Annotated in this window: 17 protein-coding genes and 1 pseudogene; 4 read left to right on the forward strand and 14 right to left on the reverse strand. The window is 56.9% G+C overall.

Translation table 11 applies throughout. From position 1 onward, the window contains the following. Positions 1-46 precede the first annotated feature (46 nt). The 8 genes from M0974_RS21870 to M0974_RS21905 form a co-directional block, all read right to left on the reverse strand. A complete protein-coding gene (locus M0974_RS21870; protein WP_297841612.1) occupies positions 47-1354 on the reverse strand; it encodes an amidohydrolase family protein in 1308 nt (435 codons plus the stop codon). Between the two features lie 338 nt (positions 1355-1692). Then, on the reverse strand, positions 1693-2967 hold the full coding sequence (locus M0974_RS21875; RefSeq protein WP_297841615.1) for a cytochrome P450: 1275 nt from the start codon (positions 2965-2967) through the stop codon (positions 1693-1695). Positions 2968-3106: 139 nt separating this feature from the next. After that, on the reverse strand, positions 3107-3610 hold the full coding sequence (locus M0974_RS21880; RefSeq protein ID WP_297841618.1) for a carboxymuconolactone decarboxylase family protein: 504 nt from the start codon (positions 3608-3610) through the stop codon (positions 3107-3109). A gap of 5 nt (positions 3611-3615) precedes the next feature. Beyond that, the gene (locus M0974_RS21885; RefSeq protein ID WP_297841621.1) at positions 3616-4791 is read right to left on the reverse strand and encodes a thiolase family protein; all 1176 of its coding nucleotides are present in this window, start codon (positions 4789-4791) and stop codon (positions 3616-3618) included. Further along, positions 4788-5693 carry a 3-hydroxyacyl-CoA dehydrogenase gene (locus M0974_RS21890; protein WP_297841624.1) on the reverse strand — a complete coding sequence of 302 codons (906 nt, stop codon included), beginning with the start codon at positions 5691-5693 and terminating at the stop codon, positions 4788-4790. Before M0974_RS21890 ends, M0974_RS21885 begins: the two co-directional genes overlap by 4 nt. A gap of 8 nt (positions 5694-5701) precedes the next feature. Next, positions 5702-6571: a fumarylacetoacetate hydrolase family protein gene (locus M0974_RS21895; protein ID WP_297841627.1), complete on the reverse strand. Its 870-nt coding sequence runs from the start codon at positions 6569-6571 to the stop codon at positions 5702-5704. Further along, entirely contained in the window at positions 6571-7650 is a 1080-nt protein-coding gene (locus M0974_RS21900) for an amidohydrolase family protein (protein WP_297841630.1), read from the reverse strand. Before M0974_RS21900 ends, M0974_RS21895 begins: the two co-directional genes overlap by 1 nt. 290 nt (positions 7651-7940) lie before the next feature. Continuing rightward, positions 7941-8672: a TetR/AcrR family transcriptional regulator gene (locus M0974_RS21905; RefSeq protein WP_297841633.1), complete on the reverse strand. Its 732-nt coding sequence runs from the start codon at positions 8670-8672 to the stop codon at positions 7941-7943. Between the two features lie 183 nt (positions 8673-8855). On the opposite strand from M0974_RS21905, the gene M0974_RS21910 reads away from it, so the two are divergent. Then, the gene (locus M0974_RS21910) at positions 8856-10499 is read left to right on the forward strand and encodes an ATP-dependent acyl-CoA ligase (protein ID WP_297841636.1); all 1644 of its coding nucleotides are present in this window, start codon (positions 8856-8858) and stop codon (positions 10497-10499) included. 170 nt (positions 10500-10669) lie between these two features. Here M0974_RS21910 and M0974_RS21915 read toward each other — a convergent pair whose 3' ends face one another. Next, positions 10670-11470, reverse strand: coding sequence for an SDR family NAD(P)-dependent oxidoreductase (locus M0974_RS21915; RefSeq protein WP_297841638.1), 801 nt, complete (start codon positions 11468-11470; stop codon positions 10670-10672). 144 nt (positions 11471-11614) lie between these two features. On the opposite strand from M0974_RS21915, the gene M0974_RS21920 reads away from it, so the two are divergent. Then, complete coding sequence (locus tag M0974_RS21920; protein WP_297841641.1) at positions 11615-12388, forward strand: DUF2889 domain-containing protein; 774 nt, start codon at positions 11615-11617, stop codon at positions 12386-12388. 105 nt (positions 12389-12493) lie between these two features. Here the strand turns inward: M0974_RS21920 and M0974_RS21925 are convergent, their stop codons facing one another. The 4 genes from M0974_RS21925 to M0974_RS21940 all read right to left on the reverse strand — a co-directional run bounded on the left by M0974_RS21925 (position 12494) and on the right by M0974_RS21940 (position 16396). Then, a complete protein-coding gene (locus M0974_RS21925) occupies positions 12494-13099 on the reverse strand; it encodes an aromatic-ring-hydroxylating dioxygenase subunit beta (RefSeq protein WP_297841643.1) in 606 nt (201 codons plus the stop codon). Positions 13100-13150: 51 nt separating this feature from the next. Next, positions 13151-14566 carry an aromatic ring-hydroxylating dioxygenase subunit alpha gene (locus tag M0974_RS21930; RefSeq protein WP_297841646.1) on the reverse strand — a complete coding sequence of 472 codons (1416 nt, stop codon included), beginning with the start codon at positions 14564-14566 and terminating at the stop codon, positions 13151-13153. A 109-nt stretch (positions 14567-14675) separates the two neighbouring features. Further along, positions 14676-15668 carry a fumarylacetoacetate hydrolase family protein gene (locus M0974_RS21935; RefSeq protein ID WP_297841649.1) on the reverse strand — a complete coding sequence of 331 codons (993 nt, stop codon included), beginning with the start codon at positions 15666-15668 and terminating at the stop codon, positions 14676-14678. Beyond that, positions 15665-16396: an SDR family NAD(P)-dependent oxidoreductase gene (locus M0974_RS21940; RefSeq protein ID WP_297841651.1), complete on the reverse strand. Its 732-nt coding sequence runs from the start codon at positions 16394-16396 to the stop codon at positions 15665-15667. The genes M0974_RS21935 and M0974_RS21940 overlap by 4 nt, the downstream gene beginning before the upstream one ends. Before the next feature lie 145 nt (positions 16397-16541). Here M0974_RS21940 and M0974_RS21945 point away from each other — a divergent pair, with 145 nt between their 5' ends. Together M0974_RS21945 and M0974_RS21950 are read left to right on the forward strand one after the other, a co-directional pair. After that, positions 16542-16940 carry a Zn-ribbon domain-containing OB-fold protein gene (locus M0974_RS21945; RefSeq protein WP_297841654.1) on the forward strand — a complete coding sequence of 133 codons (399 nt, stop codon included), beginning with the start codon at positions 16542-16544 and terminating at the stop codon, positions 16938-16940. After that, complete coding sequence (locus tag M0974_RS21950) at positions 16940-18130, forward strand: thiolase family protein (RefSeq protein WP_297841657.1); 1191 nt, start codon at positions 16940-16942, stop codon at positions 18128-18130. Before M0974_RS21945 ends, M0974_RS21950 begins: the two co-directional genes overlap by 1 nt. A 33-nt stretch (positions 18131-18163) precedes the next feature. Here the strand turns inward: M0974_RS21950 and M0974_RS21955 are convergent. Then, positions 18164-18286: pseudogene (locus tag M0974_RS21955) on the reverse strand (IclR family transcriptional regulator); the annotation flags it as partial.

Below are 18286 nucleotides of genomic sequence, written 5' to 3' on the forward strand. Positions count from 1 at the left end.
CCGCTCCGCATGGGAGCGGCCCGCTGTGTTTTAGGCTGTGCGCGTTTTAGAGCGCCGCCTGTGCGTCTGCCTTGGCGAACATCGCGTTGATTTCGCCAGAGGTCACCGGCTTGCCGTCAGCACGGGTGTAATCCGCGCCGCCGAGGCCCAGTGCTGGCTCAGTGATCACGTGCGTGGCCTGAGCGCGCAATGCGCCGACCGTGCACTGTTCACGAGGGATGATCGAGAACGGATCGTACGAGAACTCACGCATGGCGTTGAGGTGGGTGACTTTGTTGATGGTGCTGTCAGACAAGTGCTTGAGCCCGTCAAACGTGGTTTCCGGCGAGCTTGGCCAGGTACAATCGGAGTGCGGGTAATCACTCTCCCAGCACGCCATGTCTTCACCTACTGCCTCGAGGTTTTTAAGACCGAAATTGTCTTCAATGAAGCAGGTGATGATGTGCTTCTTGAACACGTCGCTAGGCATTTTTCCGCCGAAGTCGGCGTTGGTCCAAGCACTGTGGTGACGGTGGGTGAAGTCAGCTCGTTCCAGCAGGTACGGAATCCAGCCGATGCCGCCTTCGGACAAGGCCATGCGCAGGTCCGGGAATTTCTTCCACATCGGCGCCCAGATCCAGTCAGCAGCGGAGTTGGCGATGGAAATCGGCATGGCGGTGATCCAGGCATCGATCGGCGACATGTCTGACGCGTGATTGGCCTTGGCCCCGGTGCCGATGTGGCAGCACAGCACAACCTTGTTGTCGGCGCAGACTTTCCACAGCGGATCCCAGTAGGAATCGTGGATTGATGGGAAGCCCATCAACGCCGGGTTATCCGAGAAGGACAAGGCATGTACACCTTGTGCCGACAGGCGTTTGACTTCAGCCACCGCCGCGTTCATGTCCCACCATGGCACCAGCATCAACGGAATGAAGCGGCCTGGTGCGGCATTGCACCAGTCGTATAGGTGCCAGTCGTTGTAAGCGCGAATCGCCGCGAGGGAGACATCGCGATCGCCATGGTTCTGGAACCGCTGACCAGCAAAGCCAGGGAACGTAGGGAAGCACATCGAGCCCAGGACGCCGTTGGCGTTCATGTCATCGACGCGGTCCTTGATGTTCCAGGTTCCGCGACGCATCTGGTCGTAGCCCAACGGTTCCATGCCGTATTCTTCTTTCGGTCTGCCGACTACCGAGTTGAGACCCATGTAACCGGTAGCAACGTCCTCGAACATCCAAACATCACGCTCGCCAACCTTGACCACATGCGGCTCGCGGCCCTTGAAACGATCCGGCATGTGCCGCGCGAATGCATTAGGCGGCTCAATGGCGTGGTCATCGACACTGACGAGAATCATATCTTCAATTTTCATTGTTCTTCCCCTTCGCAACGGGTTTGTTGTTGTGCCTCGATCATAGATCACGGCTGCGAGTAATTAAACACTTTATTTGATTGTGTTCATATTAATTTGTTACGCGGATGGCTTCGAGGTGCAAGTCTGACGCCTATATCGCCACGTCTGTGGGACCGAATTCATTCGGGAAAGCAGGCGACGCGGCATGTCTGATACACCGTGTCGCGGCGTTCGCAAGCAAGCTTGACTCCCACAGGGCTTCGGGGGATGCATAGATTTCTGCAGGATGCTTTGTGTTCACCCAATAAAAAACCCGCAACCATTACGCTGCGGGTTCCGCTGATACGGGACAAGCATCAGTCCCAGATCACATGCACCTCATGCGGTCCACGTAGCTGTGCACCAACGATTTTCGGTGCCGGCTTGCTTGGGTCCAGGCGGATGTTCGGCATCAGATCGAGGATGGCGTTGAGCGCGCAACTGATCTCAGTCTTGGCCACGAACTGGCCAATGCACATGTGCGGGCCGAAGCCAAAACCAAACGAGGGGCGGGTCTTGCGATCAATGTCAAAACGGTCAGCGTTCTCGAAGGCGTCTTCGTCACGGTTGGCCGACGAGACGATGCACTGCACCATGGCGCCTTTAGGGATGGCAACGCCACGGATCACCGTGTCTTCAGAGGTCTGGCGGACTTTGAAGGTTGCCACCGGCTCATAACGCACCGCCTCATCAATGGCCTTGTTCACCAGGCTGCGGTCATTACGAACTCGCTCAAGAGTGTCTGGATGCTCTAGCAATAAGGTCATCAACGTACCAAACGTGCGGGTCGTGGTTTCGCTGGCAGCGGGCAACAACGAGCGCACAAAGGTCGCGATTTCATGGTCGTCCAGCGAGCGGCCTTGGTACTCGGCGCGAATAAGCCGGCTGATCAAGTCGTCACCCTCCTCGGCATCCGCCCGGCGTTGCGCGACCACGACTTTGACCACGTCATACAGGGCTTTGGCCGCATGCATCGCTGCACCCCGGGCGGCGGCTGCTTTCTCGGGATCGACCTGCGGGCCCGCCAGAATGGCCAGTGCCCAGGCGGCGTATTGCTCGATTTCTTCAGGTTTGTCTTCGGGAAAACCGATCAGCGCGTAAATCACCCGGATAGGGAAATACAGCGCAAACTCCATCAGGTCTGCCGACTTCGCTGCAACCATGGGCTGCAAGTACTCTTCGCGGATAACCCGATCAATCTTGGTTTCTTTCCAGCGATTGACCGTTTCCGGCATGAACACCGGCTGCAGCAGATTACGAATATTCTTATGGGCGTCGCCATCCATAGCGGTCAGGATCAAACCGTCAAAGAATGCCCCCAATCCTTCAGCGATAAAGCCGCTGGTAAAGCTTTTGGCGTCGCGCATTACCGCCATGACGTCATCGTATTTAAACAGCGTGAAGGTCGGCCGATTCGGGTCTAGCCCGGCGATCGACGGCACTCCAAGCTTGGCCATGAAGTTACCCTCCAGGATCGGCGAGTTTTTGCGCATGTCCGCGTAAACAGCCTGTAGATCCACGTCGCTGCCCCGATAGTTGCTGGCGACGTTGGCGAATTCTTTGTTCAGATTGCTTTGGCCATGTACGGACATGATCATCTCCCTTGTTATTGTTCAATGGCAGCGGGTACCTATTGGATAGTAGGCATCACCGCAACCGATACTAGGCGCATGCAACCGATAGTTGAACGGTTATTTGTAATATGACTCATTACTGATTATTTCTGATGCTTCAGTACGCTTGCTGCACATACGTCATGCGCCCGCCGGCCAGCATCAACGCGCAATACAGGTTCAGTTCGACCACCTGCTCGGTAGAAAAGAACTCGTTCAGCCGGGTGAAATGCTCGTCGTCAATGGACTGATAGTCACTGGCGAACAGCTCGGCAAACATCATCGCGGCGCGCTCTGCCGGGCTGAAGTGCTCGCTGTCGGAACTGATGCACGCGATGTCCTGCTCATCGACCTGATCCGACTTACGCGCCAACTGACACGCCTGGCATTGAGTCAGGCTGGCAATCTTCAAACGCACCAATTCTCGCAGGCGCTCATCAAGCAGGCTGTCGTTGTGTAGGCTTTCCATCAACCCGAGCCAGGCTAAGGCCACCGCAGGTCGATGCGCCCAGACTTGCACCGGGCGCGTGTTGCTGAGCATGCGGCTGGATTGGCCGCGCGCGATGGCGGCCTGTAAATCGGCCGACAATTCGTCCAGCGGTATCGGCTGAATTCGCGACATAGGGTTCAATCAAGCCGTTCAATGATGGTTGCCGTGCCCATGCCACCGGCACAGCAGATAGCCTGTAAGCCATAACGGGCACCGCGTCGTTCCAGCTCATAGAGCAAGGTGGTCATCAATCGAGCACCGCTGGCACCCAACGGATGACCCAGTGCAATGGCGCCGCCATTGACGTTCAAACGGTCATGACTGACGCCCGTCTCATGCATCCAGGCCAAGGGTACTGAAGCAAAGGCTTCATTGACCTCAAACAGGTCAATGTCGTTAATGCTAAGCCCAGCTTTTTTCAGCACCTTTGCGGTCGCCGTGATGGGACCGGTAAGCATTAATGTAGGATCAGCACCGACGGTGGTAAAGGCCACGATCCGAGCACGGGGTTTCAGTCCGTGTTGGCGTGCGGTGTCGGCGCTCATCACCAGCAAAGCCGCCGCACCGTCGGAGATCTGCGACGAGTTACCTGCGGTAATCTTTCCGGTATCGGGACGAAAACTGGTCTTCAAGGTCGACAGCTTTTCCCTTGATGTATCACGGCGAATGGTTTCATCAGACGTCAGGGGATCAACCGGCTCGCTCAGGTTTTTTTCACGCAACTGCTCTACTGGCACCGCGATGATCTGGCTGTCGAAGTAACCGGCATCGCTGGCTTGAGCAGCCCGTTGATGACTGGCGAACGCATAGTCATCCAGTGCATCACGACTCAGAGACCACTTGTCAGCAATCCGTTCGGCCGCCTCGCCCTGGCTGGTCAACTCGTAACGCTCACTGGCCATCCAACCGAAGGCTTCGCCGTGTAGATCGCGGTTGCTGCCCATGGGCACGCGACTCATGTTTTCGGCGCCGCCGGCAACCACAATTTCCGCCATGTCGGCGGCAATCGAGCCGGCAGCCATGTGCACCGCAACCTCACCTGAGCCGCATTTACGGTCAATGGTCAGCCCTGGAATGGTCACTGGCCAGCCTGCGCCGAGCAGCGCAGTACGGGCGATATTCGCTGACTGCTCGCCGATTTGCGTCACGTTGCCAAAAATGACGTCATCCACTAACGCGGGCGACAGGTCGTTACGCTCCATGAGTGCGCTGATCACCAGTGAACCCAAGTGGTCGGCGCGCACCCCGGCCAGCCGACCGCGAAAGCGGCCAACCGGAGTGCGCACTGCGTCGACAATCACGATATCTTTCATAGCGCGCTCGCTTTCAAGCCACTGCCTGGCACAGCTTTGTTGTCTTCGTAGCGATAGACACCGTGCCCGGTTTTACGACCGAGGCGCCCCGCCGCCACCATCTTGATGATCAACGGGCACGGGCGAAACTTCTCACCCAAGGTCTGATGCAGGTAACGCAGCACTGCCAGGCGCGTGTCCCAGCCCGTCAGGTCACCCAACTCCAGCGGACCCATTGGATGGTTGAAGCCCATGCGCAGCGCGGTGTCGATGTCTTCAGCGGTGGCAATGCCTTCTTGCAGCATGTACATCGCTTCGTTACCGAGCATCGCCGACATACGGCTGGTGGTCAGCCCCGGTGATTCATTGACCACAATCGAGGTTTTGCCCATGGCATCGCAGAGTGCGCGAGTGCGCGCCACGGTGTCGTCGCTGGTGGCCAAACCGCGAACCAACTCCACCAGTTTCATTTTGTGAACCGGGTTGAAAAAATGCATACCGATCACGCGGTCGGCACTGCTCACTGAGGCCGCGATTTCAGTGACGCTCAGGGCTGAAGTGTTGGTCGCGATGATTGCGTTTTCCGCCAACAAAGGCGCGGCCATGGTGACGATGGCTTTTTTTACCGCCAGTTGCTCAGAGACCGTTTCCACCAGCCAATTGGCGCCGATGGCTGCTTCATTCAAATCACTGCAGGTCAGCAAATTAGCGAACGAAGCCTGCGCCTGTTCCGCGCTGACCTTGCCGAGTTTCACCCCATCGTTGAGGATCTTCTCGATGTTACTTTTGGCTTTGGCGAGCGACTCTGCATTGGTGTCCACCAGAAAGGTCTGAAAGCCTGAACTGGCGAATCCGTGGGCAATCCCGGTGCCCATCAACCCGGCGCCGACCACGACGATCTTGTCTGGCTTGTCGGAATTCATGTGAATACTCATGCGGAGACCTTCGAATAAGCGGCGGTTTTTTCACCCACAACGTTGCGCAAGGTGCCGATGCCGTCGATGCTTGCTTCGACCACATCGCCCGGCTTGAGAAACAGCCCAGTGCCCATGCCGACACCAGCAGGCGAGCCGGTGAACAGCACATCACCACAGGCAAAACTGGAGCGTTGCTGCACGAACGCGATTAATTGGCCTACGTCCCAGGTCATGTCGGCCGTGGTGCCGTCCTGACGGATTTCGCCGTTGACTTTAAGTACTAAGCGCAGCGTTGGAGAACCTTCGCCAAACTCATCTTTGGTCACCACCCATGGACCCAAGCCGGTGGTGCGGTCCTGGCTTTTTGCCGCGAACAGATCCATGCCAATACCGACCGGACCACTGCGCTGCAAGTCACGGGCGCTAACGTCATTGCCAACGGTGTAGCCGAGCACGCAACCCAGTGGATTGTCGAGGTCGACTTCGTCGCTGCCGATCACAGCGACCAATTCAACCTCATGGTCCAACTCGTTGGTCAGCGGTGGAAATCGAATCGAATCATGGGCGCCGATCAGCGCGCCGTAAGCCTTAAGGAACGCCACCGGCTGTGACGGCGGCGCAAGGCCGAACTCGACCAAATGCTTGGCATAGTTCGCCCCAGCCACCACCACCCGATTAACCGGTTCGATGGGCGGCAGTAACTGCACTTTGGACAAGGGTAAGGGTGGACCTGCAAAGCGCAGTGCACTGATGCCTGCGCCCCGGGCGACTTTCGGCGCCCAGGAAGTAAAGTCACCAGCGATAGGCGTGACCATGTCTTGCTGGACGTCGACTACACCCCAGAACACGCCGGTGTCGAAATATGAACAGCGCGCAAGTTTCATCAGACCGCGACCTTGGCCGGCGTCACCTGGCCGATTTTCGCAGGATCAAGGTGCAACAGCTTGCACGCGTTCTGCCAGCGGATTTTTTGCAGATCAGCGTCCGAAATCCTGAGGCCGTCGGTGAGGTCGTGACGGACGGCGTCGCTGCCACCAAAGTTACTGCCGTAGAGCATTTGGTCCGCGCCCACGACTTCAATCAACGCTTGGCGCATCGGCAATTCATGCAGTTCGACGTCGAAGTAGAAGTTCTTCATGTAGTCGAGCACTGGACGTTTATTGTGTACCACGTCGAGGTTTTTGTTGGTTTGCGCCAAACGCCCCAGCTGGTAAGGCACGTAGCCGCCACCGTGGGTGATGTAGACCTTGAGGTTCGGGAAGCGGTCGAGCACGCCACCGCAGATCAGGTTCCAGAAGCAGCGGGTCTCGTCGTACTGCATGCCGACAATGGCGGTGGTTTCGTAACGGTCCTCGTTAGCGCGGTCACCCCACGTTACTGACTGGTTGTAGCCGTGGATGAACATCGGCAGGTCGAGGTCGCAAAGTACCTTCCACACCGGGTCCAGCTCAGGGGAATCAAACTCCAGGCCACCAAAGTTGGCGCCCCCTGCGGACAACCCTTTAGCGCCCAATTGAGTGCAGGCACGATGCAGTTCAATAGCTGCTTCTTTTGGCGAATTAAGTGGTGCGTGAGCCCAGAACATCAAGCGATCAGGGGCCGCCGAGCAATATTCAGCAAAGGTGTCGTTAACGGTGCGTGCATACGGCACTGCATATTCGGCTTCGGTCCAGTACATGTAGCAATGCGACGGTACCGAGACCACTTGCAGGTTCTGACCGGCAGCATCCATGCCGGCAAGACGGACTTTAGGGTCTGCCCAACGCGCCATGTACTCCTCGAGTTTCAAGCCATTTCCGGCGCGAACAGCCGCCTTGCGTTCCGGTGAGCCCAGGGTAAGTACCCATTTGCCAACCCGCAGACGAATGTCGCCATCGTCACAGGCTTCAAAAAAAGGCCCCCAGTGCGGGTGCTGGTTGTAGTAGCCAGGAAGCGGTGCGTGAGCGTGCAGGTCAATAAGCATAATCAGGGACCTCGAGGTAAGAACTTAACGTTTTTTGTGATTGTTCTGGGTGACTGCGAGACCTGAGCATAAAATTAAATTGAGCATAAATCAAAATACTGTTCAATTTATTTTACCGAGACGACGTAAACGCCCGGTCCAGAGCGCTGCAGGGAATGTCTCGCGCTGCTTAAAACGCGCGAAATTGCCCGTGAAGAGTGGATTATTAAAAAAACAAGACGAAAAAAAACCGCCATCTCCTGTCAGAAATGGCGGTTTTGTTATGCGATGTCGTGTCTAAATCAACATGCTCAGCGTCGGGTGCGGGAAGTGGAGCCCATCGTCAGCGCAGCCAGCAACTTTTTCAATCGAACTGGCAACAAACGACGACTAGCACTTTCCGGCACAAGGATTTCACTGAGTACATACCGGATGACCATTTCGCAGATCAACTCCCGGTCCAGACGTACGCCAAGGCGCTTGTCCCACTCGTCAAAGACGATATCCAGCACGTCCTGGAAACGCACAATGGAGTCATGAAAAATTCTGCGAAAGAAGCCCAGGGCATAGTCCGGCGCCACCACCAGCAAGCGCCGGGCGCGGCTTTTCTCAAGGTAGTTGTCGATGTAAGCAAACAACGCATTGAGCCGCGCCTCGGGTTCGTCAATTCCGCTTAACGCCGCGGTCAACGAGGTGTGGAAGCTGTCGCGCTGATGCCGGGAAAAGGTATCGAGCAAGTCTTCCTGGGAGGAAAAGTAGCGATAGAAGGTGCCGCGAGAAATGCTCGCAACCTTGCACACGTCGAGAATCGAGATGCGGTCAGCACCGGACTGCAACACCACTTCACCGGTGGCGGCAAGAATGTTGGCGATGGTCTCTTCTGAACGACGGTTCGGCTTGACCTTATTGGCTGGCGCCGTGCTGTCAGCAACAGATTTACGAGTGACCTTAGGCTTTTTTTCCGCCACGACGGCTTTTTTTTTGGCCTTAGGAACAGCGTCAGGAGCGGCAGCTTCGGCCAATTGATTTGCGCGTATCGGCATGAATGTAAAGACCCGTGGATAATTCAAGTGACCACGTTAGCATAGGAAATAAGCACGAACGGAGGTTTTTGTTCAACTTTTGACTAAAGACATTTAGTAAATTCCTATTTAGAATGCCATTCTATATTGAAAATAAAATCGGGCACCCTATCGCTGGGAGGACCCCAAAAAAGGAGTATAGCTATGAGCGGCACTGGAAATCCGGAGACGTGGGCGGTTGGAGAAAGAGACACGGTTATCTCAGCACTGGACCGTGTGGTAGCGAGGCTTCCAGATAAGGTCATGCTGGATTTCAGTGGAGAGTTGTACACTTATCTAGAAATTGATCGTCTTTCTACACGAATGGCCAATGCGCTGGCCGCTCAAGGCATAGCAGCCGGCGATACCGTGTTGACCATGCTCGACAACAACGTCGATGCCGTGATCACTTGGCTGGCGATCAATAAGCTGTGTGCCGTCAGCGTGCCAATCAATACCGCGCTCAAGGGCGAATTCCTGCGCCATCAGGTGGCCGATACCGGCACCCAGCTGGTGATCTGTGAAGCTGACTATCTGCCGCGCATGGCGGCCATCGCCGAACAACTGACTGACGTGAAACGCATCCTGTTTCGAGTGTCGGCCGGTAAAGAGCTGGGCGAGCTGCCTGCCGCCTCTATCGCTATCGAACCGCTGGACCTCTATCGCGGCAGCGATGACACGCCATTGGCGGTCAAACCCCAGCCGGCCGATCTCGCATGTTTGATCTACACCTCTGGCACCACCGGCCCTTCCAAGGGCTGCATGATTAGCTATAACTTCATGTGTAACCTGGCCCGCCTGCAATTACGCGCAGGCCCTGCCAGTGAAAACGACGTCACTATCACCCCGCTGCCGCTGTTTCACATGAACGCCCTGTGCGTGAGCATCATCGCCAGCATTCTGGTGGGCGCGCGCGCCGTGATCCTCCCGCGGTTCTCGGTCTCTAACTTCTGGCAAGAAGTCGAACGCTCCGGCGCGACCATCGCCTCGATTCTCGGCGGCATGGGCGGCTTGCTGGCCCAGGCACCGGACAACGACGCCATGCTGCGCTGCAAGGGCCAGATCCATACCGCACGCGGCAACCCGTACACCGAAGAAACCAAAAAGATCTGGCGCGAACGCTTCGGCACCAAACTGGTGGGTGGCAACGGCTATGGCTTGACCGAAGCCTGTGTCATCACCTCGCTGGCGGCCGGCGAATACGCGGCACCGGGATCATCGGGTAAACGCATCGCCGATTTCGATGTACGGATCTTTGACGAGATGGATCAGGAGGTACCCGTTAATACGCCAGGCGAAATCGTGGTTCGGCCACTGTGTCCGGACATCATGTTCCAAGGTTACTGGCGGCGCCCGGAGGACACGCACAAGCTGATGCGCAATATGTGGTTCCACACTGGCGACGTGGGCAAGTTCGATGACGACGGTTTCTTTTATTTCGTGGACCGGAAAAAGGATTACCTGCGTCGGCGTGGCGAGAATATATCCAGCTTCGAAATGGAAGCTGCGTTCGCGGTGCACCCGGCCTTGTCCGAAGTGGCGGTGCATGCCGTGCCATCGGATAAGGGTGAAGATGACGTCAAAGTCACTGCGGTACTGCACGAAGGTGCTGAACTGAGTCAGGAGGATCTGTTTCGCTGGGCGGCAGACGCAGTGCCGTACTACGCACTGCCGCGCTATATCGAATTCCGCACCAGCCTGCCGAAAAACCCCCAAGGCCGGGTGCTCAAATACTTGCTGCGCGATGAAGGCAAGACCGCGAACACCTGGGACCTGGACGATACCGATATCAAAGTCGCCAAGCGCTAAGAGTTGGCGCGGTGTGTCAGGCACGCCGCGCAATTGGTAATTACCTGTGGGACCGAATTTATTCGGGAGTGCCTAAACATCCGGCATCGTCTGCGCCTGACACAACGCCTTCCCGAATGAATTCGGTCCCACGGGGGGGCAGGCTATGCTGCCTGCCCCCGCTTTCTCTCTCAATACTCCCGAGCAGGAATATGCTTGGGCCGTGAGTTGTAGCCTGGCAGGTGTAAGCCGCCATCAACGTGCAATGTCTCACCGGTCATGAAGCGCGACATCTCCGATGCCAGGAACACCACCACCGGGCCGATATCTGCTTCCGGTTCACCACAACGACCCAACGGACGCATAGACGCCGACATTTCCGCAAATCCTGGGTTTTCTTCCGCCAGTTTAAAAAACGTCGCACCCATGGCCGTTGGCGCGATGGCATTCACGCGAATATTGAAGCGCCCCCATTCTGCCGCCGCACTGCGGGTCAAACCGACGATCGCCGCTTTTGCAGTGTTGTAGTCGCCATGCAGCCATGCGCCGATCTCGGTGTCGATCGAATAAAAGTTGATGATCTTGCCACCGCCACGTTTTTGCATGTGCGGCAATGCAGCTTTCATCGACCACCAGGCGGCCCAGACGGTGGAGTTAAGCGTCTGTTCAAGCATGGCGTCGGTTTTTTCTTCGAGCAGTACATTCGGGGTCGGCGCGAAAGCGTTGTTGACCAGAATATCCAGCCCGCCAAAGTGGCTGACTGCCGCCGCGATGGCCGCTTCGATATCCGCTTTCTTACTGACGTCGGTCCTGATAAACACCGCCTGAGCACCCAGTGCTCGTAATTCCTCAGCGACCGCCGCACCACTGACCTCGTCCAGTTCGGCAACCACCACCGCAGCGCCCTCTTTGGCGAAGCTCAGGGCCACCCCACGTCCAATCCCACCACCGGCACCGGTGATCAACGCCACTTGTTCTCGCAGCAGGCCCATTAGCCGCTCCTTTTATTGTTGTTCAAGCAAGATGGATGTTTCGGTACATTTTTAATGGAGATATTTTAATGAACATATTCTATTTTAGTGTTCAACTATACCTCATAAAAACAGATCCGGCCTGGCCTAAAAGGATAAATCCTGATGAGTACATTTCGTCGTCGAGTGGAGATTGTATCGACCGCCCAAGGAGATCAGGGCGAAGTCCGTGCGGCGCTGGAAGACGACTTCCATCATTTCCGCGTGCACCTGCGGCACGATCATCAGACGCTGATCGTCATCACCGGAGAAGCCCTGCGTTTTCCCTACTCTGCCTGTCCGCAAGCCACCGAACCATTGCGTGACTTGATAGGTATGCGCTTGTCGCCCATTGCTCACTCGGTCACCCGTCAAACTGACGCCCAGCATCAATGCACGCACCTGCTCGACTTGGCTGGGCTGGCGCTCGCCGCTGCATTGCGCCCGCCGCAGGTCCGTCGTTATGACATTCAGGTGCCGTTGCGGGTCAATGACCGTACTGAACCGAGCTTGCAACTCAACGGTGTACCATTTTTGGCGTGGGTCACTCAGGGTATGCAAATCGAAGGCCCAGACCCGTTCACCGGTATCAACCTGCGCGAAGGCATGGCGCGCTGGGCGTTAGGAGCGCTGAGCGCAGACGAAGCAGAAGCCGCGCTGTTATTGCGCCGCTGTACGATGATTTCCATGGGCCGGGTGTACAATCTCGACGCACAGGTGCACGCCTCTAGCACCGACCGCTGTTACAGCCAACAAAGCAGCCGCGCCCCTGACGCGTTAAGAATCAAGGGCTCGACCTGGAGTTTTCATGAGTCGGGTGAGGCGTTGTGTGCTGAGGATCAGGAATGGCTAAACCAGCCATTCACATCTGAAACACCGCACTGCTCCCTTCCCGAATGAATTCGGTCCCACAGGGTGAATCGCATATCACCTGTGGGACCGAATTCATTCGGGAAGCGGTGTATCAGACACACCGCTTCAAGCTCTCGCCAACAAGTTGGCTATCTACAAAAACACCGCCAGATTCGGCGTGCCAAGCACCGCTTGGTCAAGAATCACTTCCCGCCGCGCCAGCTTGATCCCATCATCACCGAACCGAAGCAGGTCACGCCGCTCACCGCTGATGATGTCGACATGGTGTTCTTTGAAGCGGCTGCGGGTCAGCAGCAAGTAACTGGTGACGATGAACTCGTCAGGCTTCGCCGTTTCCTCGACAAACACGTTGGTCACCAACCGCCGCGTGCGCGACGGTGGATCTTCGGCCCAGGCACTTTTGCCCGACAGACGCAGAATCCGTCCCAGAATCGAACGGTAGTCATCGTGATAATGCTGAACCGTACGCACGATGGTGGTCGACAGTTCCGCCGCCGTACGCGTCTGGCGCAGTGGCACGGTGTAGATCAAATCGGTGGCCAAGCGTGCGGACCACTCCTGCAGGCGGATCTGGTCGAGCAACGTGGCCTCTTCATACAGAAAGGTCACCACGTCGTTATAAACCGGTGAACCCACTGGCACGCGCTTGATACCCAGCGGCGAGCCAGGTTGCACGTGCTCGGCTGTACGCTGTTGAACATCCACCGGCCGGGTCTCAGCCAATTGAGCTTCAGACATGAATATATTCCCGAGTTTTATTGTTGTTGGGAGCCTTGCAGCAACCGCGCTTCATTGCCGGCCTTCGTCATCAGTAGGCGCGGTCATCAGTTCGTGCCAATACAGCCACCAGTGCCACTGGGTATCGTCCTTGGTGAAGCCTTCGTTAACGATGCCCGGACCTGGCCAGCCTTCAGGTGCGCCGGTTTCGAACACGGCCTGATACTTAAGCGTGCTCTTGCGACCCATCGCGCCTTTTGCAGCTTGGGTCATGTGCGGCCACGTGTCGGAGTCGTCTTGCTCAACCATGCCCGAGGTGCCAAACAGCTGAATAGTCTGCTTGAGCATCTTCTCACGCAGTTCTGGCGACGCGTCCTTTTCGGCAAACACCCAGTTGACGAATTCCAGCTTGTCCGGGCCCTGTGGCACGTAAGCGTGCAGCGTCATCGACCCGACCACAGTGCCGTCCGGCTGCGGAATGTAGACGAAGCCAAACAGAATATTGGGGAACATCCCGCCCACTTGCGGCGGCATAGTGGTCAGAACTTTGAGTTGATCTTCAGTCAGGTTGCGCGCCAGTTGTTCGACCATGTCACCCGTCATCCCGGCCGGTGGCAGTGCTTCGAGCTTTTGCTGGACGGTCAGGGTTTCAGGATCAAGGCCGGTCAGGCGTTTGATCTTGCGCGCCAGATCAATGCAGCGCAGGGCGTGACCGTGTGGCGAGCTGATTTCTACGCCATACATCTCTGGACTCAGGTCAGCGCTCTGGCCGTTTTCATCTTTTTTCGCGTAGTTACCGACTTCACCTAACCAGCGGTGCAAGGTCAGGGTGTGGAAACCATCCGCAGCAGATTGCTCGCCAGCAGTTTTCCAGTTGGCGTTGACGATGAAACGCTGTGGCGGACCCAGCACTTCCATGCCTTTATCGGAACGGCAGAACAGCATGTCGTAATACCACTTGGCATCACCAAGGAATTCGTCGAACGACGGGCCTTCGATGTTCCAGGTGGCGAAGATCAAGCCGCCGTACAGCGTGACCCGCGCTTGGCGCAGGCCCAGCTTTTCCTTGGGCAGCATTTTGCCGTGCATGCACTCGCGCTCGACCGGCGAACCGATGAAGTCGCCGTTTGGACGGAATGCCCAGCCGTGGTAAATGCATTTATGAATTTGCGTATTACCGCAATCTGCGGTGCTGATGCGCATACCGCGGTGTGGGCAAACGTTTAGCGAGACGAAGACTTCACCCGCCTTGTCACGAGTCACGATGACCGAGTCGGAACCCAAGTCACGGACCATGAAGTCACCAGAATTAGGGATTTCCGACTCATGGCCCAAGAGGACCCAAATCTTGCCGAAAATTTTCTCCATCTCGATCTCATAGATTTCCCGGTCCGACAGCACGCGCATCTGCACTTCGCGGGACGAGGGATAAATGAGGTCGGATACTTTTGTTCCGTCAGACAATATGGGGCTTGTTCTTGTTAGCATGATTGCCTCCTGCTCAGGGTGTCACGGCGATTTAAGCCGATTGAATATAAGACACTTTCATAAATAATGTACATAACTGTCGTTTTACCTAAGGTAAACGATCTTCGAATTAGCGAAGCGCCGAACCCGCCTGGGTTCGCAAGATGCCGATGCCGTCGACCTCCAGCTCCACCACGTCACCCGGCTTCAAGTAGCGCAACTGCTCCAGGCCACAGCCGTTGCCGACTGTTCCGGAGCCGAGAAACTCGCCGGGATGTAGGGTTTCGGAACGTGAAACATGGGCTATCACGTCTTCGAATTGCCAACGCATGTCGCGGGTATTGCCGCGCCCCCACTCTTCACCGTTGACCCGCGCGACCATGTTCAGGTCATAGGGGTCACCCAACTCATCAGCGGTCACCAGGCACGGCCCCATGATGTTGGCCGTGTCAAAGTCCTTGCTCTTGGCAGGGCCGAGCATGCCTGGCATCTCCAGGGCTTGGGCGTCGCGGGCGCTCATGTCATTGAAGATGGTGTAACCCACGATATGTTCGCGCGCGTTCTCGCGGGAAATGTCCTTGCCGCGCCTGCCAATGTAGCAACCGAACTCCAACTCGAAATCCAGTGCCCGGCTAAAACTTGGCCACTGAAATTCGTCGTCAATACCAATCACGGCGAAGCGGTTGCATTTGTAGTAAATGGGCTGGCGGTTGAAGGTCTCGATCACTCGGTCATCGGCGCGGGTGTTCATCGCCTTCAACGTCGCTTCCGGGTCTTCGGTACGCAACGCACGGGAGCGCCGGGCGGCAGCAAATGCCTGGCGCAGATGAAGTTCGAAACACGAGCAGTCGCGCATTTGCGGCGGCGGCTGAATCGGCGCTCGCAGCTTGACGCTGGCGCGCTCGAACACTGCTGCCGTGGGGGCTTTGCTGAGCAGTGAACGGGCAAGCTCCAGCGCGGCTTCACCGCCTTCCACCAGCTTCAGCACGCTGCTCAGTTCGCCAGACTCACGGCCCTGAACCTGCTGATAAGCAACTTGCAAGTCAATGACCGATTGGTCCTTGTCAAACAACGCCCCGGCACGCTCGACGCCGTCGCCACGGGTAAAGGTCACCAGTCTCATACGCGGCCACTCACCGGCAGGCTAGCGCCAGTCACGGCGTCAGCAGCGTCAGATAACAGGAAAGCGATCACGGCGGTCAGTTGCGCCGGACTGACCCAACGGCTGAAGTCGGCATCAGGCATGTCTTTGCGATTGGTTGGGGTGTCGATGATGCTCGGCAGTACCGCGTTCACGGTGATCCGGCGATCCTTGAGTTCTTCAGCCAGGGCTTCTGTGAGCCGGGCGACTCCTGCTTTCGACGCCGCGTAGGCGCCCATGCCCATACCCGCCTTGAGGCTAGCTTGTGCGCCGATATTAACGATTCGCCCACCCTTCTCGCTCAAGTGCGGCAATACCGCTTGGGACGCCACCACAGCCGTGCGTAGGTTCATCTGGTACAGCCGATCCCAGGTGGCGAGGCTGCCCTCCTCCAGGGTTTCCCAGGCAAAACCACCCGCGACGTTGACCAGGCCGTCTATGCGCCCGAAATACTCGGCGACCTGCTTCAGTGCGGACTGGGCTGACGCCTCCGAACTCAGATCAACAGCGCCCAGTGCCAGCTCATTCGCGCTGTCTGCCGGGTTGTTGGACGGCCGATCGGTCCGATCGAGTAACGCGATGCGAGCACCACGTTCAAGTAATTGTTGGCCGAGCGTGCTGCCTAGCACACCGAAACCACCGGTTACGACAATGACTTTGTCGTGTAAAGACGTGTCATGAAGTGCCTTGTCCGGAGCAGAACTGGACATCGCAAAATCCTCTTATTGTTGTGGGTGCCACCCGTTGGGTGAGCGAGGCCTTGGATTAATATATGACACTTTTTAAAAATATGTACAAATGATACTGTTGCTTCGTTGTCCTGAATCAACAAAAACCAAACGAAACCGGACGCCTATGCCCAGAAAATTACCCGCCCTCAATGCCGACAACCGCGCCTTTTGGCAAGGTGGCGAGCAGGGAAAATTGCTGATTCATCATTGCGATGCCTGCGCGCGCTTCTTTCACCCGCCATCGCCGATGTGCCCGCAATGCGCAAGCTTTGACGTTGCGCCGCGCCCCCTGTCTGGAAAAGGCTCGGTGGCGAGTTTTACCGTCAACCACCAAGCCTGGACCCCGGAACTGCAAGCCCCTTATGTGGTGGCCATCGTTGAACTGCTGGAGCAGCCCGGTTTGCGCTTCTTGAGCAATGTCGTGAACTGTGACCCGGAAATCGTAAAAATAGGGATGCGGGTAAAGGTACGCTTCGAGCAGGTCGAAGACGTGTGGTTGCCGCTGTTTGAGAAGGATCAATGATGTTCGATCATCGTTATGAGAAACAGGTTGCCATCACCGGTGTCGGCCAGTCGGAAGTCGGTCGTCCGTCGAATAAATCGGCCATGCGCCTGACACTCGATGCATGCCTTGAGGCTATTGCCGACGCAGGGCTTGAACGCAAGGACATCGATGGTGTGGCCTGCTGGCCGGGCGATAACCACAATGGCGATCCCTTTTCACCGGTCGGCCCGACGGCGCTGAAAACCGCACTGGGGTTGAACGTCAACTGGTTCGGTGCCGGCTACGAAGGACCAGGACCGCTGGCGGGAATGATCAATGGCGCCATGGCAATTGCCGCCGGATTGTGCAAGCACGTGCTGGTGTTCCGCACCATCACCGAAGCCTCAGCGCGGGTGCATAACAAACAGGTAGGGTCGCTGACCAGCAAGACTCAAGGTCGAGACAGCAGCTATGCCTGGCAGTGGTTTACTCCGTTCAACGTGCTGTCGGGGATCAACCTGATGGCGTTATACGCGCAACGGCATTTTCACGAATACGGCACCCGCCCAGAACAATTGGCGCAGATTGCTCTGACCTGCCGACAAAATGCACAGCGAAATCCAAAAGCGATTTATCGCACGCCGATGTCGATGGATGACTACATGGCCTCGCGCATGATCTCCACGCCACTGCGCATGTTCGATTGCGACGTGCATTGCGATGGGTCCACCGCGATCATTCTTTCGCGCAAGGATGCAGCAAGGGACACCCGGCACACGCCAATCCGCATCGAAGCCATGGGCGCGGCGCTGAACCAACCGTGGTCTTGGGATCAGATTTCACTGACGCAAATGGCTGCATTCGATGTCGGCCGGATGATGTGGTCGCGCACCGACTACACGCCTGCAGATGTCGGTTCGGCGCAGTTGTACGACGGATTTTCAATTCTGACCATGATCTGGATGGAAGCGTTGGGACTGTGTCCCGTTGGCGGCAGCGGCGCCTTCGTCGAGGGCGGTCAGCGGATTGCACTGGACGGCCAATTGCCGATCAACACCAATGGTGGGCAACTGTCCGGCGGGCGCACCCACGGCCTCGGTTATGTACACGAAGCCTGCCTGCAACTCTGGGGGCGCGCTGAAGGTCGCCAAACCAAGGCTCATAATGTGAGTACTGTTGCGGCAGGTGGTGGCCCGCTGGGTGGCAGTCTGTTGCTGGTTAAAGAGTGATGCCCGTTGGGTAAGCTGAAAACGGCAAAGGGCTTAGAACAAGACTTTGCCCAGCTCGCTGCAGAACACAACCAGCGCACGACCGACTTCATCAATGCCCTCCTCGTCCCGTTGGCCACGGAACAACACAGCTGACACGGTGAAGTCGATGGCGCC

Source organism: Pseudomonas sp., assembly GCF_026224925.1.
GTDB lineage: Bacteria > Pseudomonadota > Gammaproteobacteria > Pseudomonadales > Pseudomonadaceae > Aquipseudomonas.

What these genes read in the sequence shown, in the direction of transcription:
- M0974_RS21870 (WP_297841612.1), bottom strand. Translation starts at nt 1,354, where the DNA reads ATGAAAATTGAAGATATGATTCTCGTCAGTGTCGATGACCACGCCATT.
- M0974_RS21875 (WP_297841615.1), bottom strand. Translation starts at nt 2,967, where the DNA reads ATGTCCGTACATGGCCAAAGCAATCTGAACAAAGAATTCGCCAACGTC.
- M0974_RS21880 (WP_297841618.1), bottom strand. Translation starts at nt 3,610, where the DNA reads ATGTCGCGAATTCAGCCGATACCGCTGGACGAATTGTCGGCCGATTTA.
- M0974_RS21885 (WP_297841621.1), bottom strand. Translation starts at nt 4,791, where the DNA reads ATGAAAGATATCGTGATTGTCGACGCAGTGCGCACTCCGGTTGGCCGC.
- M0974_RS21890 (WP_297841624.1), bottom strand. Translation starts at nt 5,693, where the DNA reads ATGAATTCCGACAAGCCAGACAAGATCGTCGTGGTCGGCGCCGGGTTG.
- M0974_RS21895 (WP_297841627.1), bottom strand. Translation starts at nt 6,571, where the DNA reads ATGAAACTTGCGCGCTGTTCATATTTCGACACCGGCGTGTTCTGGGGT.
- M0974_RS21900 (WP_297841630.1), bottom strand. Translation starts at nt 7,650, where the DNA reads ATGCTTATTGACCTGCACGCTCACGCACCGCTTCCTGGCTACTACAAC.
- M0974_RS21905 (WP_297841633.1), bottom strand. Translation starts at nt 8,672, where the DNA reads ATGCCGATACGCGCAAATCAATTGGCCGAAGCTGCCGCTCCTGACGCT.
- M0974_RS21910 (WP_297841636.1), top strand. Translation starts at nt 8,856, where the DNA reads ATGAGCGGCACTGGAAATCCGGAGACGTGGGCGGTTGGAGAAAGAGAC.
- M0974_RS21915 (WP_297841638.1), bottom strand. Translation starts at nt 11,470, where the DNA reads ATGGGCCTGCTGCGAGAACAAGTGGCGTTGATCACCGGTGCCGGTGGT.
- M0974_RS21920 (WP_297841641.1), top strand. Translation starts at nt 11,615, where the DNA reads ATGAGTACATTTCGTCGTCGAGTGGAGATTGTATCGACCGCCCAAGGA.
- M0974_RS21925 (WP_297841643.1), bottom strand. Translation starts at nt 13,099, where the DNA reads ATGTCTGAAGCTCAATTGGCTGAGACCCGGCCGGTGGATGTTCAACAG.
- M0974_RS21930 (WP_297841646.1), bottom strand. Translation starts at nt 14,566, where the DNA reads ATGCTAACAAGAACAAGCCCCATATTGTCTGACGGAACAAAAGTATCC.
- M0974_RS21935 (WP_297841649.1), bottom strand. Translation starts at nt 15,668, where the DNA reads ATGAGACTGGTGACCTTTACCCGTGGCGACGGCGTCGAGCGTGCCGGG.
- M0974_RS21940 (WP_297841651.1), bottom strand. Translation starts at nt 16,396, where the DNA reads ATGTCCAGTTCTGCTCCGGACAAGGCACTTCATGACACGTCTTTACAC.
- M0974_RS21945 (WP_297841654.1), top strand. Translation starts at nt 16,542, where the DNA reads ATGCCCAGAAAATTACCCGCCCTCAATGCCGACAACCGCGCCTTTTGG.
- M0974_RS21950 (WP_297841657.1), top strand. Translation starts at nt 16,940, where the DNA reads ATGTTCGATCATCGTTATGAGAAACAGGTTGCCATCACCGGTGTCGGC.